The sequence below is a fragment of the Rhizobacter sp. J219 genome (genome assembly GCF_024700055.1).
Classification (GTDB): Bacteria; Pseudomonadota; Gammaproteobacteria; order Burkholderiales; family Burkholderiaceae_C; genus Rhizobacter.
On the sequence record NZ_JAJOND010000001.1, the window covers coordinates 403,119 to 418,634 of the forward strand.

At 64.0% G+C, this 15,516-nt stretch carries 13 protein-coding genes, 1 tRNA gene and 2 pseudogenes; all 16 read left to right on the plus strand.

Translation table 11 applies throughout. The features are described from left to right. The first annotated feature begins 114 nt into the window (after positions 1-114). The 16 genes and pseudogenes from LRS03_RS01845 to LRS03_RS01920 all read left to right on the plus strand — a co-directional run bounded on the left by LRS03_RS01845 (position 115) and on the right by LRS03_RS01920 (position 15,506). Positions 115-199 (plus strand) — tRNA-Leu (locus tag LRS03_RS01845). Positions 200-258: 59 nt separating this feature from the next. Continuing rightward, a complete protein-coding gene (locus LRS03_RS01850; RefSeq protein ID WP_201804163.1) occupies positions 259-618 on the plus strand; it encodes an NADH-quinone oxidoreductase subunit A in 360 nt (119 codons plus the stop codon). Positions 619-633: 15 nt separating this feature from the next. After that, positions 634-1,110, plus strand: coding sequence for a NuoB/complex I 20 kDa subunit family protein (locus LRS03_RS01855; protein ID WP_257823592.1), 477 nt, complete (start codon positions 634-636; stop codon positions 1,108-1,110). An 8-nt stretch (positions 1,111-1,118) separates the two neighbouring features. Continuing rightward, positions 1,119-1,715, plus strand: coding sequence for an NADH-quinone oxidoreductase subunit C (locus LRS03_RS01860; RefSeq protein ID WP_257823593.1), 597 nt, complete (start codon positions 1,119-1,121; stop codon positions 1,713-1,715). A gap of 26 nt (positions 1,716-1,741) precedes the next feature. After that, positions 1,742-2,996, plus strand: a pseudogene (locus tag LRS03_RS01865) (NADH-quinone oxidoreductase subunit D). Then, positions 2,993-3,502, plus strand: a complete 510-nt coding sequence (locus LRS03_RS01870; protein WP_257823594.1) for an NADH-quinone oxidoreductase subunit NuoE family protein — start codon at positions 2,993-2,995, stop codon at positions 3,500-3,502. Before LRS03_RS01865 ends, LRS03_RS01870 begins: the two are co-directional and overlap by 4 nt. 8 nt (positions 3,503-3,510) lie before the next feature. Further along, entirely contained in the window at positions 3,511-4,866 is a 1,356-nt protein-coding gene (nuoF, locus tag LRS03_RS01875) for an NADH-quinone oxidoreductase subunit NuoF (RefSeq protein ID WP_257823595.1), read from the plus strand. Positions 4,867-4,890: 24 nt separating this feature from the next. After that, positions 4,891-7,221, plus strand: a complete 2,331-nt coding sequence (nuoG, locus tag LRS03_RS01880) for an NADH-quinone oxidoreductase subunit NuoG (protein ID WP_257823596.1) — start codon at positions 4,891-4,893, stop codon at positions 7,219-7,221. A gap of 1 nt (position 7,222) precedes the next feature. Then, entirely contained in the window at positions 7,223-8,317 is a 1,095-nt protein-coding gene (nuoH, locus tag LRS03_RS01885) for an NADH-quinone oxidoreductase subunit NuoH (protein WP_257823597.1), read from the plus strand. Between the two features lie 12 nt (positions 8,318-8,329). Continuing rightward, the gene (gene nuoI / locus LRS03_RS01890) at positions 8,330-8,827 is read left to right on the plus strand and encodes an NADH-quinone oxidoreductase subunit NuoI (protein WP_257823598.1); all 498 of its coding nucleotides are present in this window, start codon (positions 8,330-8,332) and stop codon (positions 8,825-8,827) included. A 53-nt stretch (positions 8,828-8,880) separates the two neighbouring features. Next, positions 8,881-9,531 (plus strand): NADH-quinone oxidoreductase subunit J, encoded by a 651-nt coding sequence (locus LRS03_RS01895; RefSeq protein WP_257823599.1) that lies wholly within the window; start codon positions 8,881-8,883, stop codon positions 9,529-9,531. After that, complete coding sequence (gene nuoK, locus LRS03_RS01900; protein WP_257823600.1) at positions 9,528-9,854, plus strand: NADH-quinone oxidoreductase subunit NuoK; 327 nt, start codon at positions 9,528-9,530, stop codon at positions 9,852-9,854. The genes LRS03_RS01895 and nuoK overlap by 4 nt, the downstream gene beginning before the upstream one ends. Before the next feature lie 4 nt (positions 9,855-9,858). Next, positions 9,859-11,886 (plus strand): NADH-quinone oxidoreductase subunit L, encoded by a 2,028-nt coding sequence (nuoL, locus tag LRS03_RS01905; protein ID WP_257823601.1) that lies wholly within the window; start codon positions 9,859-9,861, stop codon positions 11,884-11,886. 21 nt (positions 11,887-11,907) lie between these two features. Next, positions 11,908-13,384, plus strand: a pseudogene (locus LRS03_RS01910) (NADH-quinone oxidoreductase subunit M). Between the two features lie 37 nt (positions 13,385-13,421). Continuing rightward, on the plus strand, positions 13,422-14,903 hold the full coding sequence (nuoN, locus tag LRS03_RS01915) for an NADH-quinone oxidoreductase subunit NuoN (RefSeq protein ID WP_257823602.1): 1,482 nt from the start codon (positions 13,422-13,424) through the stop codon (positions 14,901-14,903). A gap of 9 nt (positions 14,904-14,912) precedes the next feature. Then, positions 14,913-15,506, plus strand: a complete 594-nt coding sequence (locus LRS03_RS01920; protein WP_257823603.1) for an NUDIX domain-containing protein — start codon at positions 14,913-14,915, stop codon at positions 15,504-15,506. The last annotated feature ends 10 nt before the right edge of the window (positions 15,507-15,516 follow it).

Here is a 15,516-nt window from a genome sequence, read left to right on the forward strand (position 1 = left end):
TACTGCAGCAGTGAGATCGCAAGGTGTTTGAGGTTAGAATTGCAGGCTGTCTGGTGAGCCACTCCTCATGCGATCCAGGCGCCGTTGCTGGAAGTTGAACGGCAGACCCGTTAGGCCGACGTGGTGAAATTGGTAGACACGCTATCTTGAGGGGGTAGTGGCGAAAGCTGTGCGAGTTCGAGTCTCGCCGTCGGCACCAGATCCAACGACATGACGCTTACCCAGCGCCTTGTCGGAATCACCAGCCAAGACGCCGCCATGAATCTCGGTCCCTACCTTCCTGTGATCTTGTTCATCCTGGTAGGTGTGGCGGTCGGAGTGGCTCCCCAGGTCTTGGGCTTTCTCTTCGGGCCGCGTCGTCCTGACGCCGCCAAGAATTCCCCCTACGAATGTGGTTTCGAAGCGTTTGAAGACGCTCGGATGAAGTTCGACGTGCGCTACTACCTGGTGGCGATTCTCTTCATCCTCTTTGACCTGGAAATTGCTTTCCTTTTTCCCTGGGCCGTGTCGCTGCACGAGATTGGCGCAGCCGGCTTCTGGGCCATGATGTTGTTCCTCGGCATCCTCGTCGTGGGTTTCGCCTACGAGTGGAAAAAAGGCGCCCTGGACTGGGAATGATTGCGAGGTAGTACCGTGGGTATCGAAGGCGTTCTCAAGGAAGGCTTCATCACCACGAGCGTTGACGCTCTGGTCAACTGGTCCAAGACCGGTTCGCTGTGGCCGATGACGTTCGGTCTTGCGTGCTGCGCGGTCGAGATGATGCACGCGGGTGCCGCGCGCTACGACATCGACCGCTTCGGCATGCTGTTTCGTCCCAGCCCCCGGCAGAGCGACTTGATGATCGTCGCCGGTACGCTGTGCAACAAGATGGCGCCGGCGCTGCGCAAGGTCTATGACCAGATGGCCGAGCCGCGCTGGGTGCTCTCGATGGGTTCGTGTGCGAATGGCGGCGGCTACTACCACTACAGCTACTCCGTCGTGCGCGGCTGCGACCGCATCGTGCCGGTGGACGTCTACGTGCCGGGCTGCCCCCCCACAGCCGAAGCGTTGCTCTACGGCATCCTGCAGCTGCAGGCCAAGATCCGCCGCGAAAACACGATCGCCCGCTGAGAGCCCGCATGAGCAGACTCGACACACTCCAAACGGCGCTCGAAAGCGCGCTCGGCGACAAGATCAAAACCCTGGTCCGCGACCGAGGTGAGATCACGATCACCGTGTCCGCCGCCCACTACCTCGAGGTCGCCACCCAGCTGCGCGATGACGGCACGCTTTACTTCGAGCAGCTAATCGACCTTTGCGGTGTCGACTACTCTTCTTACAAGGACGAGCCGCGTGAGGGTCTGCGTTTCGCAGTCGTCTCGCACCTGCTGTCGGTGCGCCACAACTGGCGCGTGCGCCTGAAGGTCTTCTGCCCCGATGACGACCTGCCTTCGGTGGCCGCACTCACGCCCGTGTGGAACTCGGCCAACTGGTTCGAGCGCGAAGCCTTCGACCTTTACGGCATCCTCTTCGACGGCCACCTCGACCTGCGTCGCATCCTCACCGACTACGGCTTCATCGGCCACCCGTTCCGCAAGGACTTCCCGGTCAGCGGCCATGTCGAGATGCGCTACGACCCCGAACAAAAGCGCGTGATCTATCAGCCGGTGACCATCGAGCCGCGCGAGATCACGCCGCGCATCATCCGCGAAGACAACTACGGCGGGCTGCACTGAGCGCGCGAGCGCAAGGCAAGACTCACATGGCTGAGATCAAGAACTACACCCTCAACTTCGGCCCGCAGCACCCGGCCGCGCACGGCGTGCTGCGCCTTGTGCTCGAAGCTCGACGGCGAAGTCATCCAGCGCGCCGACCCGCACATCGGCCTGCTGCACCGTGCGACCGAAAAGCTCGCCGAGACGCGCACCTACATCCAGTCGTTGCCTTACATGGACCGCCTCGACTACGTGTCGATGATGTCCAACGAGCACGCGTACTGCCTGGCGATCGAGAAGCTGCTCGGCATCGACGTGCCCGAGCGTGCGCAGTACATCCGTGTAATGTTCGCCGAAATCACCCGCCTGCTGAACCACCTGTTGTGGCTCGGTTGCCATGGGCTGGACTGCGGTGCGATGAACATCCTCATCTACTGCTTCCGCGAGCGCGAAGACCTGTTCGACATGTATGAGGCCGCCTCCGGTGCCCGCATGCATGCGGCCTACTTCCGTCCGGGCGGTGTCTACCGCGACCTGCCGGATTCGATGCCCCAGTACAAGGCGTCGAAGATCCGCAATGCGCGCGCCCTCGCGCAGATGAACGAGAACCGCCACGGTTCTTTGCTCGACTTCATTGAAGATTTTTCCAACCGCTTCCCCAAGCGCGTCGATGAGTACGAATCGCTGCTCACCGACAACCGCATCTGGAAGCAGCGCACGGTCGGCATCGGCGTGGTCTCGCCCGAACGCGCGCTGAACCTCGGCTTCACCGGCCCGATGCTGCGCGGCTCCGGCATCCAGTGGGACCTGCGCAAGAACCAGCCCTACGACGTCTATGACCGCATGGACTTCGACATCCCGCTGGGCGTGAATGGCGACACCTACGACCGCTACCTGGTGCGCGTCGAAGAGATGCGTCAGGCCAATCGCATCATCCAGCAGTGCGTAAAGTGGCTGAAGGCCAACCCCGGCCCGGTGATCACCGACAACCACAAGGTCGCACCCCCTTCGCGCGTGGACATGAAGTCCAGCATGGAAGAGCTGATCCACCACTTCAAGCTCTTCACCGAAGGCTTCCACGTGCCCGAAGGCGAGGTGTACTCGGCCGTCGAGCACCCGAAGGGCGAGTTCGGCATCTACATCGTGAGCGACGGCGCCAACAAGCCCTATCGCCTGAAGATCCGTCCCCCCGGCTTCCCGCACCTGGCGGCGCTGGATGAAATGTCGCGCGGCCACATGATCGCCGACGCGGTGGCCGTGATCGGCACCATGGACATCGTGTTTGGAGAGATCGACCGGTGAGCGCCGTATCCACCATCAGCCTCAGCGACGCCACGCGCGCACGCTTCGACCGCGAGGTCGCCAAGTACCCCGCCGACCAGAAACAGTCGGCGGTGATGGCCTGCCTGTCGATTCTTCAGCAGGAGCAGGGCTACGTGTCGGCCGACGGCGAGCGCCTGATCGCCGACTACCTCGGCATGCCGCCCATCGCGGTGCACGAGGTCACGACCTTCTACAACATGTACAACCAGCAGCCGCTGGGTACTTTCAAGCTCAACGTCTGCACCAACCTGCCGTGCCAGCTGCGCAACGGGCAGGGTGCGCTCAACCACCTGTGCGAGAAGCTCGGCGTGGAAGAGGGCGGGACCACGGCCGACGGCCTCTTCACCGTGCAGAAGAGCGAGTGCCTGGGTGCCTGTGCCGACGCGCCGGTGATGCTGGTCAACGACCGCCAGATGTGCAGCTTCATGGACAACCAGCGGCTCGACGCGCTGGTCGACACGCTGCGCGCCGGCGTCAAGAAGTGAGTTCGACGATGCAACCCCAGATCGACCTGTCGCAGTTCCAGGCCAAGGGCACGGAGACCTGCTTCCACGGCCGCCACATCGGCGCGCAGATCTATGACGGCCTCGATGGCAAGAACTGGTCGCTAAAGGACTACGAGGCGCGCGGCGGTTACCAGGCGCTGCGCCGCATCCTCCAGGGCGGCAACGGCCTGGAGCCGATGACGCCCGAGCAGGTGATCGCCGAGGTGAAGACCTCTGGCCTGCGCGGCCGCGGCGGCGCGGGTTTCCCGACCGGCCTCAAGTGGAGCTTCATGCCCCGCATGTACCCGGGCGCGAAGTACCTGGTCTGCAATTCCGACGAGGGCGAGCCGGGCACCTGCAAGGACCGCGACATCCTCATGTACAACCCGCACATCGTGATCGAAGGCATGGCCATTGCCGCCTTCGCGATGGGCATCGCCACCGGCTACAACTACATCCACGGCGAAATCTTCGAGGTCTACGAGCGCTTCGAAGCTGCGCTCGAAGAAGCGCGTGCCGCGGGTTATCTCGGCAACAACATCTTCGGCTCGTCGTTCAGCTTCCAGCTGCATGCCGCGCACGGTTTCGGTGCCTACATCTGCGGTGAAGAAACCGCGTTGCTCGAATCGCTCGAAGGCAAGAAGGGCCAGCCTCGCTTCAAGCCGCCGTTCCCGGCCAGCTACGGCCTCTACGGCAAGCCGACCACGATCAACAACACCGAGACCTTCGCAGCGGTGCCCTGGATCATCCGCAACGGCGGCCAGCAGTACCTCGAGATCGGCAAGCCCAACAACGGCGGCACCAAGATCTTCTCGGTGGTGGGCGACGTCAACCTGCCCGGAAACTTTGAGGTGCCGCTCGGCACGCCGTTCCCCAAGCTGCTTGAACTCGCGGGTGGTGTGCGCACCGGCCGCAAGCTCAAGGCCGTGATCCCCGGCGGTTCGTCGGCGCCGGTGTTGCCGGCCTCGATCATGAACGAGTGCACGATGGACTACGACTCCATCGCCAAGGCCGGCTCCATGCTGGGCTCGGGTGCCGTCATCGTGATGGACGACTCGCGCTGCATGGTCAAGAGTCTTCTGCGCCTCTCGTACTTCTACATGCACGAGAGCTGCGGCCAGTGCACGCCCTGCCGCGAAGGCACGGGCTGGCTCTTTCGCATGGTCGAGCGCATCGCCAACGGCCAGGGCCGCATGGAAGACATCGACCTCCTGAACTCGGTGGCCGACAACATCCAGGGCCGCACCATCTGCGCGCTGGGCGATGCCGCCGCGATGCCGGTGCGCGCCATGATCAAGCACTTCCGCGATGAGTTCGTCCACCTCATCGAGCACAAGACCAGCGTGGTCCCGGCCTACGTCTGACGCGGGCCCCCAAGGCAACACGACATGATCGAAATCGAACTCGACGGGAAGAAGGTAGAGGTTGCCGAAGGCAGCATGGTGATGCATGCGGCCGACAAGGCCGGCACCTACATCCCGCACTTCTGCTACCACAAGAAGCTCTCCATCGCCGCCAACTGCCGCATGTGTCTGGTCGAGGTGGAGAAGGCTCCGAAGCCCATGCCCGCCTGCGCCACGCCGGTCACGCAGGGCATGATCGTCCGCACCAAGAGCGACAAGGCGATCAAGGCGCAGCAGGGCGTGATGGAGTTCCTGCTGATCAACCACCCGCTCGACTGTCCCATCTGCGACCAGGGCGGCGAGTGCCAGCTGCAAGACCTGGCCGTGGGCTATGGCGGATCGTCCTCCCGCTACACCGAAGAAAAGCGCGTCGTCTTCCACAAGGAAGTCGGCCCGCTGCTCTCGATGGAGGAGATGAGCCGCTGCATCCACTGCACCCGCTGCGTGCGCTTCGGCCAGGAAGTGGCCGGCATCATGGAGCTGGGCATGGTGCACCGGGGTGAGCACTCCGAGATCACCACGATCACCGGCGACACCGTCGACTCCGAACTGTCGGGCAACATGATTGACCTGTGCCCGGTCGGTGCCATCACCAGCAAGCCCTTCCGATACAGCGCCCGCACCTGGGAACTCTCGCGCCGCAAGAGCGTGAGCCCGCATGACGGCACCGGCGCCAACCTGATCGTGCAGGTGAAGAACCACAAGGTCCTGCGCGTGGTTCCGCTGGAAAACGAAGATGTCAACGAGTGCTGGCTGGCCGACCGCGACCGCTTCTCGTACGAAGCCGTCAACAGCGAAGACCGCCTGACCGCCCCGATGCTCAAGCAGGGCGGCGAGTGGAAGACGGTCGACTGGACGACCGCGCTTGAATATGTGGCCAACGGCCTGAAGCAGATCAAGACGGACCACGGCGCCAAGGCCATCGGCGCGCTGGGCTCTGCGCACAGCACCACCGAAGAGCTGCACCTGCTGGCCAAGCTCGTGCGCGGACTCGGCAGCGAAAACATCGACCACCGCCTGCGACACGCCGACTTCGCCAACGTGGGCGCTTCCGCCAACACCGCGCGCTGGCTCGGCACGTCCATCGCGTCTCTCTCGACGCTGCAGAGTGCGCTGGTCGTGGGCTCCTTCCTGCGCAAGGACCACCCGCTTTTCGCCCAGCGCATCCGCCAGGCCGCACGCAAGGGCGCCAAGGTGTCGCGCATCAACGCCGTGGCCGACGATTGGCTGATCCCGACCTCGAACGACCTCATCGTCGCGCCGAGCCTGTGGACGCAAGCGCTGGCCGAAGTGGCAAGCGCTGTCGCCGCAAGCAAGGGCGTGGCCGCGCCGGTGCAGGCTGTTGCAACCGACGCTGCCAAGGCCATCGCCGCCGCGCTGCTGGCGGGCGAACGCAAGGCCGTGCTGCTCGGCAACGCCGCCGCCCAGCATCCGCAAGCGAGCCAGTTGCTGGCCCTCGCGCAGTGGATCGGCGAGCAGACTGGGGCCTCGGTCGGCTACCTGACCGAAGCTGCCAACACGGTTGGCGCACAGCTCGTCAACGCGCTGCCCGGCAACGGCGGCCTGAACGCTGGCCAGATGCTGTCGAACGGGGGCCTGAAGGCGGTGCTGCTGCTCAACACCGAACCAGCCTATGACGCCGCGAACCCGGCCGCCGCGCGTGACGCGCTGAACGGCGCCCAGATGGTGGTCGCACTGACCTCGTTCAAGAACGCCGCCGTCGACAACGCCGACGTGCTGCTCCCCATTTCGCCCTTCACGGAAACCTCGGGCACCTTCGTCAATGCCGAAGGCCGCGTGCAGAGCTTCCACGGGGTGGTGAAGCCGCTCGGCGACACCCGTCCTGCCTGGAAGGTGCTGCGCGTGCTCGGCAACATGCTGGGCGTCAAGGGTTTCGACTTCGAAACGTCTGAAGAGGTGAGAGCGGAAGCGCTGGGTGACCTGAGCACCGTTGCCGGCCGCCTGAGCAACAAGGCGGCTGCCGCACCGGCCGACGTGGTCAAGGCCGCGGCTGGCCTGGAGCGCATCGCCGACGTGCCCATCTACAGCACCGACTCGCTGGTACGCCGCGCCACCTCGCTGCAGCTCACCGCCGATGCCAAGCCACCGGTGGCCGACATCCCGTCCGCCCTGTGGCTGCAACTCGGCCTGAGCGAAGGTGCCTCGGTGCGTGTGTCACAAGGCCAGGCGCAGGCCGTGCTGCCCGCGCGCGTTGACGCATCGCTCGCCGCCATGACCGTGCGCGTGCCGGCCGGTCACCCGTGCACCGCCTCGCTGGGCGCGATGTTCGGCGCCATCACTGTGGAGAAGGCCTGACATGGTCGACCTGTTCAACCAGTTCACGCAGGCCTACCCCAACACCTGGGCGGTGGCCTGGAGCCTGATCAAGATCATCGCGCTCGTGGCGCCGCTGATGATCTGCGTCGCCTATCTCACGCTCTGGGAGCGCAAGGCCATCGGCTGGTCGCAGATCCGCCCCGGCCCCAACCGCGTGGGCCCGCTCGGCCTGCTGCAGCCGATCGCCGACGCGGTGAAGCTGATCTTCAAGGAGATCATCCTCCCGACGGCCGCGAACAAGGGCCTCTTCCTGCTCGGCCCCATCATGACCATCATGCCGGCGCTTGCCGCCTGGGCGGTGGTGCCCTTCGGCCCCGAGAAGGCTGTGGCGAACATCAATGCCGGCCTCTTGTTCCTGATGGCGATCACCTCGATGGAGGTCTACGGCGTCATCATCGCGGGCTGGGCCTCCAACTCGAAGTACGCCTTCCTCGGTGCGCTGCGCGCGTCGGCGCAGATGGTGAGCTACGAGATTGCGATGGGCTTCGCGCTCGTCGTGGTGCTCATGGTCTCGGCCAGCCTCAACATGACCGACATCGTGCTCGGCCAGAACAAGGGCACCTTCGCCGACATGGGGCTGAGCTTCCTGTCGTGGAACTGGCTGCCGCTGCTGCCGATTTTCGTCGTCTACTTCATCTCGGGTCTGGCCGAAACCAACCGTCACCCGTTCGACGTGGTCGAAGGCGAATCGGAAATCGTGGCGGGCCACATGATCGAGTACTCGGGCATGGCCTTCGCCATGTTCTTCCTGGCCGAGTACGCCAACATGATCCTCGTCTCGGCGCTGGCCGTGACCATGTTCCTTGGCGGCTGGCTGGCTCCGATCTCGTTCTCGGCGTTTGGCATGGAGACGCCGGCTTGGATCCAGGCATCTGCGTGGTTCTGGGACTGGTTCTGGTTCTTCGGCAAGACCTTCGTGATCGTCACGATCTTCCTGTGGGTGCGGGCGACCTTCCCGCGCTTCCGTTACGACCAGATCATGCGTCTGGGCTGGAAGATCTTCATCCCTGTCACGCTCGTGTGGCTGGTGGTCGTGGGCCTGTGGATCCAGTCCCCGTGGAACATCTGGAAGTAAGAGGGTGAAGCCATGAGCGCTGTTGCATCCGTCAAGAACCTGTTTTCGAGCTTCCTGCTCACCGAATCCTTCAAGGGCATGGCCCTGACCGGCCGCCACTTCCTGTCGCGCACGATCACCGTGCAGTTCCCGGAAGAGAAGACGCCGCTGTCGCCCCGTTTCCGCGGCCTGCACGCATTGCGCCGCTACGACAACGGCGAAGAGCGCTGCATCGCCTGCAAGCTGTGCGAGGCCGTGTGCCCGGCGCTGGCCATCACGATCGAGTCCGACGTGCGTGACGACGGCTCGCGCCGCACCACGCGCTACGACATCGACCTGACCAAATGCATCTTTTGCGGCTTCTGCGAAGAGAGCTGCCCGGTCGACTCGATCGTCGAGACCCACATCTTCGAATACCACGGCGAAAAGCGCGGCGACCTGTACTTCACCAAGGACATGCTGCTGGCCGTGGGCGACCGCTACGAGAAGGAAATCGCGGCCAACAAGGAGGCTGACGCGCGCTATCGCTGACCCGGCGGGCCGCGAAGGGGCCCCGTCATCAGCGTGACCGTCACAAGAACCACATGGATACATCCACCGCGCTCTTCTACGTCTTCTCTGCCGTGCTGCTGATCGCCGCGTTTCGCGTGATCACAGCCCGCAGTGCCGTGCACTCGGCGCTCTTCCTCGTGCTGGCCTTCTTCTCGGCCTCCTGCGTGTGGCTGCTGCTGCGCGCCGAGTTCCTCGCCATCTCGCTCGTGCTCGTCTACGTGGGGGCGGTGATGGTGCTGTTCCTCTTCGTGGTGATGATGCTCGACATCAACGTCGATGCCTTGCGGGTCGGCTTCTGGAAGCACTTCCCGGTGGCGGCCATCGTCGGCGTGGTGATCGTGCTCGAGATGGCGCTGGTGCTGATCCCGGGTTTCGACGTCGTCAACGCGCCGCCTGCCGATGCGAAGTCGATCGCGATGGGCAACACCAAGTTGCTCGGCATCGAGATCTACACCCAATACCTCTACCCTCTGCAGATTGCGGCCCTGGTGCTGCTGGTGGCCATCATCGCGGCGATCGCGCTGACCCTGCGCCAGCGCAAGGACAGCAAGGCCATCGACGCCTCGCAACAGGTCAGGGTGAAGAAGGCCGACCGCCTGCGCATCGTGAAGATGCAACCCGTGGTCGAGCCGCCCCCGGCCCCGCCCACGCCGCCCGCACCGCCTGCAGGAACGACCAAATGACAAGCCTCTTCGCCGGCCCGGTTGCACTCGGGCACTATCTGACGCTGGGCGCGATCCTGTTTGCGCTGTCGGTGATCGGAATCTTCCTCAACCGCAAGAACCTGATCGTGCTGCTGATGGCCATCGAGCTGATGCTGCTCGCGGTCAACCTCAATTTCGTGGCCTTCTCGCACTACCTGGGCGACATGGCCGGGCAGGTGTTCGTGTTCTTCATCCTCACGGTGGCGGCTGCCGAGTCGGCGATCGGCCTCGCGATCCTGGTGGTGCTGTTCCGCAACCGCTCCAACATCAACGTCGACGAACTCGACTCGCTGAAGGGTTGATGGCATGACGACCGCACTCAACCCGAACCTGCTGCTCGCCGTTCCGCTCGCACCGCTGGCCGGCGCCATCCTCGCCGGCTTCTTCGGCAAGGCCATCGGCCGCCGCGGCAGCCACATCGTCACCATCCTCGGCGTGCTGGTGTCGTTCATCATCTCGGCCTTCGTGCTGAAGGACGTGATCGACGGCGCCCGCTTCAACGCCACCGTCTACGAATGGATGGTGCTGGGCGGCCTGAAGATGGAGGTCGGCTTCCTGATCGACGGCCTCTCCGCCATGATGATGGTGGTGGTGACCTTCGTGTCGCTGATGGTGCACATCTACACCATCGGCTACATGGAAGAAGACGCCGGCTACCAGCGCTTTTTCTCGTACATCTCGCTCTTCACCTTCTCGATGTTGATGCTCGTGATGAGCAACAACTTCCTTCAGCTCTTCTTCGGCTGGGAAGCGGTGGGCCTGGTGTCGTACCTGCTGATCGGTTTCTGGTACACCAAGCCGACGGCGATCTTCGCCAACATGAAGGCCTTCCTGGTCAACCGGGTCGGCGACTTCGGCTTCATCCTCGGCATTGGCCTGATCGTGGCCTACGCCGGCACGCTGAACTACAGCGAGACCTTCGCCAAAACCGGCGACCTCGCCAAGCTCACGTTCCCGGGCACCGAGTGGATGCTGATCACGGTGACCTGCATCTGCCTCTTCATCGGTGCGATGGGCAAGAGCGCGCAGTTCCCGTTGCATGTGTGGCTGCCCGACTCGATGGAAGGCCCGACACCGATTTCCGCGCTGATCCACGCAGCGACCATGGTGACGGCCGGCATCTTCATGGTGGCGCGCATGTCGCCGCTGTTCGAGCTCTCTGACACGGCCTTGAGCTTCATCCTCGTGATCGGTGCCATCACGGCGCTCTTCATGGGCTTCCTGGGCATCATCCAGAACGACATCAAGCGCGTCGTTGCGTATTCCACGCTCTCGCAGCTCGGCTACATGACGGTGGCTCTCGGCGCCTCGGCCTACTCGGTCGCCGTCTTTCACCTGATGACGCACGCCTTCTTCAAGGCGCTGCTGTTCCTCGCCGCGGGTTCCGTGATCATCGGCATGCACCACGACCAGGACATCCGCAACATGGGTGGCCTGCGCAAGTACATGCCCATCACCTGGATCACCTCGCTGCTGGGCTCGCTTGCGCTGATCGGTACGCCGTTGTTCTCGGGCTTTTACTCGAAGGACAGCATCATCGAGGCGGTGCACGAGAGCCACCTGTGGGGCGCGCAGTTCGCGTACTTCGCAGTGGTGGCGGGCGTGTTCGTGACGGCGTTCTACTCGTTCCGGATGTACTTCCTCGTCTTCCACGGCAAGGAGCACTTCCACCACAAGCCGTTCCCTGGGGAGCACGATCACCACGACGACGAGCATGGTCATCATGAGCCGCACACGCCGCACGAGTCGCCGTGGGTGGTGTGGCTGCCGCTCGTGCTGCTGGCCATTCCGTCAGTGATCATCGGCTACCTGACGATCCAGCCCATGCTCTACGGCGAGTTCTTCAAGGACTCGATCTTTGTCGACGCGAGCAAGCACCACGCGATGAAGGAGATGGCTGCCGCCTTCCACGGCGCCTGGGCGATGGCGCTCCACGGTCTGCAGACGCTGCCCTTCTGGCTCGCGCTGGGGGGTGTGGTCACGGCCTATGTCTTCTACTTGGTCAAGCCGGAGATTCCGGCCGCCATCAAGGCCCGCACCGGCTTCATCAACCGCGTGCTCGAGAACAAGTACTACTTCGACGCCTTCAATGAGAAGGTGCTGGCCGCCGGCGCTCGGCTGCTCGGCACGGGATTGTGGAAGGGCGGTGATGCCGGGGTGATCGACGGTGTGCTGATCAACGGCACGGCGCGCGGCGTGGGCGGCATCGCCTCGCTGGTGCGCGAGGTACAGACCGGCCGCCTGTACTGGTATGCGCTGGTCATGATCCTCGGGGTGCTGGGGCTGATGACCTGGCAGTTGTGGCCCTATCTCAGCGCGACGCTGGGACGCTGATCGGGCACGGAGAACAAGAACATGGGTTTGATCAGTCTCGCCATCTGGCTGCCGATCGTCGCGGGCGTGGTGCTGCTCGCACTCGGCCGCGATGAAAACGCCAAGGCCGTGCGCTGGATGGCGCTCGTTGCCGCCATCGCAAGCTTTCTCGTCACCATCCCGTTGATCACGGGCTTCGACAACACCACCGCGGCCATGCAGTTCCAGGAGAACATCGCCTGGATCGACCGCTTCCGCGTGCGCTACCACCTGGGCCTGGACGGCATCTCGGTGTGGTTCGTGCTGCTCACCGCCTTCATCACCATCATCGTGGTCATCGCCGCGTGGGAGGTGATCGACGAGCGGGTGAACCAGTACATGGGTGCGTTCCTGATCCTCTCGGGGATCATGATCGGCGTCTTCTCGGCGCTCGACGGCCTGCTGTTCTACGTGTTCTTTGAGGCCACGCTCATCCCGATGTACATCATCATCGGCGTGTGGGGTGGCCCACGCCGGGTGTACGCGGCGTTCAAGTTCTTCCTCTACACGCTGGCCGGCTCGCTCTTGATGCTGATCGCGCTGATCTTCCTGTACTTCAAGTCGGGCAGCAGCTTCGAGATCCAGACCTGGCACAACGTGCCGCTCACGATGACGGAGCAGACGCTGCTCTTCTTCGCCTTCTTTGCGGCGTTTGCGGTCAAGGTGCCGATGTGGCCGGTGCACACCTGGCTGCCCGATGCCCACGTCGAGGCGCCCACCGGCGGCTCGGTGGTGCTGGCCGCCATCATGCTGAAGCTCGGTGCCTACGGTTTCCTGCGTTTCTCGCTGCCGATCACGCCCGACGCGTCGCACAAGTGGACCTGGGTCATCGTCGCGCTGTCATTGATCGCCGTGATCTACATCGGCCTCGTGGCGTTGGTGCAGCAGGACATGAAGAAGCTCGTGGCCTATTCGTCGATCGCCCACATGGGCTTCGTGACGCTCGGCTTCTTCCTCTTCAACGAGCTTCGGTGTATCAGGTGGCCTGGTGCAAATGATCTCGCACGGCTTCGTGTCGGGCGCCATGTTCCTGTGCATCGGCGTGCTCTACGACCGGGTGCATTCGCGTGAGATCGCAAGCTACGGCGGCGTGGTCAACACCATGCCCAAGTTCACCGCCTTCGCGGTCTTCTTCGCGATGGCCAACTGCGGCCTTCCGGGCACCGGTGGCTTCGTCGGCGAGTGGATGGTGATCCTCGGCACGGTGAAGGTGAACTTCTGGCTGGCGGCGCTGGCGGCGACTGCGCTGGTGTTCGGTGCGGCCTACAACCTGTGGATGGTCAAGCGTGTGTACTTTGGCCCGGTGGCCAACGAAGACGTGCGGGCGCTCAAGGACATCAACGCCCGTGAATTCCTGATGCTGGCCTCGCTGGCAGTGGCAGTGCTCTGGATGGGTCTCTACCCGAAACCCTTCACCGACACCATGCATGTGAGCGTCACAGAACTGCTCAAGCACGTGGCTGTCTCGAAGCTGAACTGACAAGCTCAATTGAGCAAGCCAAACTGAGCTGAAGAACATGAACGACATGAACTGGCTGGCCGTCTACCCCGAGCTTGTGCTCCTGGGCATGGCCTGCGTGGTGGCGATGGTGGACCTTTGGGTCAAGCACCCGCGCCGCACGCCCACCTACCTGCTGACCCAGGCCACCCTCGCGGTCGTGGCTGTGATGCATTGGCTGTACTTCGACGGGGGCTTCACCATCTACGGCATGCAGCGCATGGTCGTGACCGACCCGCTCGGCCACCTGCTGGGGGTGTTTGCGGCGGTCTCCACGATGATCGCGCTGGCCTATGCGCGGCCGTACGCCGAGCACCGCGAGATCCTCAAGGGCGAACTCTTCACGCTGAGCCTTTTCGCGCTGCTGGGCATCTCGGTGATGCTCTCGGCCAACAACTTCCTCATCGTCTACCTCGGCCTGGAGCTGATGTCGCTGTCGCTGTATGCGCTGACGGCGCTGCGCCGCGACCACGCGGACTCCACCGAAGCGGCCATGAAGTACTTCGTGCTGGGCGCGCTTGCCAGCGGCTTCCTGCTCTACGGCCTGTCGATGATGTACGGTGCCGCCGGCTCGCTCGACATTCCCAAGGTCTTCGAAGCCATCGCCACCGGCCAGATCAACAAGGCCGTGCTCGTCTTCGGCGTGGTGTTCATCGTCGCCGGCCTCGCGTTCAAGCTCGGCGCCGTGCCCTTCCACATGTGGATCCCCGACGTGTACCAGGGGGCGCCCACCGCGGTCACGCTGCTGATCGCCGGTGCGCCGAAGCTTGCGGCTTTCGCGATCACCTTCCGCCTGCTGGTCGAAGGCATGTCGGGCGTGGCCAACGACTGGCAGCAGATGCTGATGTTCCTGGCGGTCGCCTCGCTGGTGCTCGGCAATCTGGCCGCCATCGCGCAGAGCAACCTCAAGCGCATGCTGGCCTATTCGACCATCGGTCAGATCGGCTTCATGCTGCTCGGCTTCACGCCGACCGTCGTGTCGAACAACACCTTCTCGGCCGCGAACGGCTACTCGTCGGCGCTCTTCTACCTCGTGAGCTATGTGCTGACCACGCTCGGCACCTTCGGCGTCATCATGCTGCTGTCGCGCCGCGGCTTCGAAAGCGAAGAGATCGACGACTTCAAGGGCCTGGCCAAGCGCAGCCCCTGGTATGCCGCGGTGATGGCGATCTTCATGTTCTCGCTGGCCGGCATTCCGCCGACGGTGGGTTTCTACGCCAAGCTCGCCGTGCTGCAGTCGCTGGTGTCGACCAACGATTCGCTCTACATCTGGCTGGCCGTGATCGCGGTCGTGCTGTCGCTGATTGGCGCCTTCTACTACCTGCGGCTCGTCAAGGTGATGTACTTCGACGAACCGGCCGAGACGGCACCGATCACCAGCACCGCAGACGTGCGCGTGCTGCTGTCGCTCAATGGCGCGGCCGTGCTGGTCTTCGGCCTGCTGCCGGGCGGGCTGATGATGGTCTGCGCCAACGCCGTGCTGCTCGCGCTCAAGACCTGACGGCGCGTCATGAGCGACCGCCATCTGACCGAAGAGCAGATCAGCTCGCAGCAGGTTTACCGCGGCCACTTCCTCGACGTCCGCCGTGACGAGGTGCGGCTGCCCGATGGCAAGGTGGCCGCTCGCGAATACATCGTCCATCCGGGCGCTGTGATGATCGTGCCGCTGCTTGACGACGGGCGGCTGGTGGTCGAGCGCCAATACCGGTACCCGATGGGCCGGGTGATGCTCGAGTTCCCGGCAGGCAAGCTCGATGCCGGTGAGCCGCCGCTGCAGTGCGCCATCCGCGAGCTGGCCGAGGAAACCGGCTACACCGCCCGCGAGTGGGCGAGGGCGGGCATTCTGCACAACGCCATCGCGTACTCCAACGAGGGCATCGAGGTGTGGTTCGCCCGCGGCCTGGAGGCGGGCGAACGTTCGCTGGATGCCGGCGAATTCCTCGACGTGGGGGCTGCCACCGTCGACGAGCTGGACGCTCAGGCCGCCCGCGGTGACCTGACCGATGCCAAGACCCTGATCGGCCTGCTCTGGTTGCAGAATTGGCGCTCCGGCCGCTGGACCTTGACTTGGGGGCCTGCGCCGGCGCCATCCCCCCGCCCATAATGTGGGCATC

Excerpts from the sequence above, each read along its gene's own strand:
- nuoK (WP_257823600.1), top strand. The coding sequence starts at position 9,528 with ATGACAAGCCTCTTCGCCGGCCCGGTTGCACTCGGGCACTATCTGACG.
- nuoN (WP_257823602.1), top strand. The coding sequence starts at position 13,422 with ATGAACGACATGAACTGGCTGGCCGTCTACCCCGAGCTTGTGCTCCTG.
- LRS03_RS01895 (WP_257823599.1), top strand. The coding sequence starts at position 8,881 with ATGGATACATCCACCGCGCTCTTCTACGTCTTCTCTGCCGTGCTGCTG.
- LRS03_RS01850 (WP_201804163.1), top strand. The coding sequence starts at position 259 with ATGAATCTCGGTCCCTACCTTCCTGTGATCTTGTTCATCCTGGTAGGT.
- LRS03_RS01920 (WP_257823603.1), top strand. The coding sequence starts at position 14,913 with ATGAGCGACCGCCATCTGACCGAAGAGCAGATCAGCTCGCAGCAGGTT.
- nuoL (WP_257823601.1), top strand. The coding sequence starts at position 9,859 with ATGACGACCGCACTCAACCCGAACCTGCTGCTCGCCGTTCCGCTCGCA.
- nuoG (WP_257823596.1), top strand. The coding sequence starts at position 4,891 with ATGATCGAAATCGAACTCGACGGGAAGAAGGTAGAGGTTGCCGAAGGC.
- LRS03_RS01860 (WP_257823593.1), top strand. The coding sequence starts at position 1,119 with ATGAGCAGACTCGACACACTCCAAACGGCGCTCGAAAGCGCGCTCGGC.
- nuoF (WP_257823595.1), top strand. The coding sequence starts at position 3,511 with ATGCAACCCCAGATCGACCTGTCGCAGTTCCAGGCCAAGGGCACGGAG.
- nuoI (WP_257823598.1), top strand. The coding sequence starts at position 8,330 with ATGAGCGCTGTTGCATCCGTCAAGAACCTGTTTTCGAGCTTCCTGCTC.
- nuoH (WP_257823597.1), top strand. The coding sequence starts at position 7,223 with ATGGTCGACCTGTTCAACCAGTTCACGCAGGCCTACCCCAACACCTGG.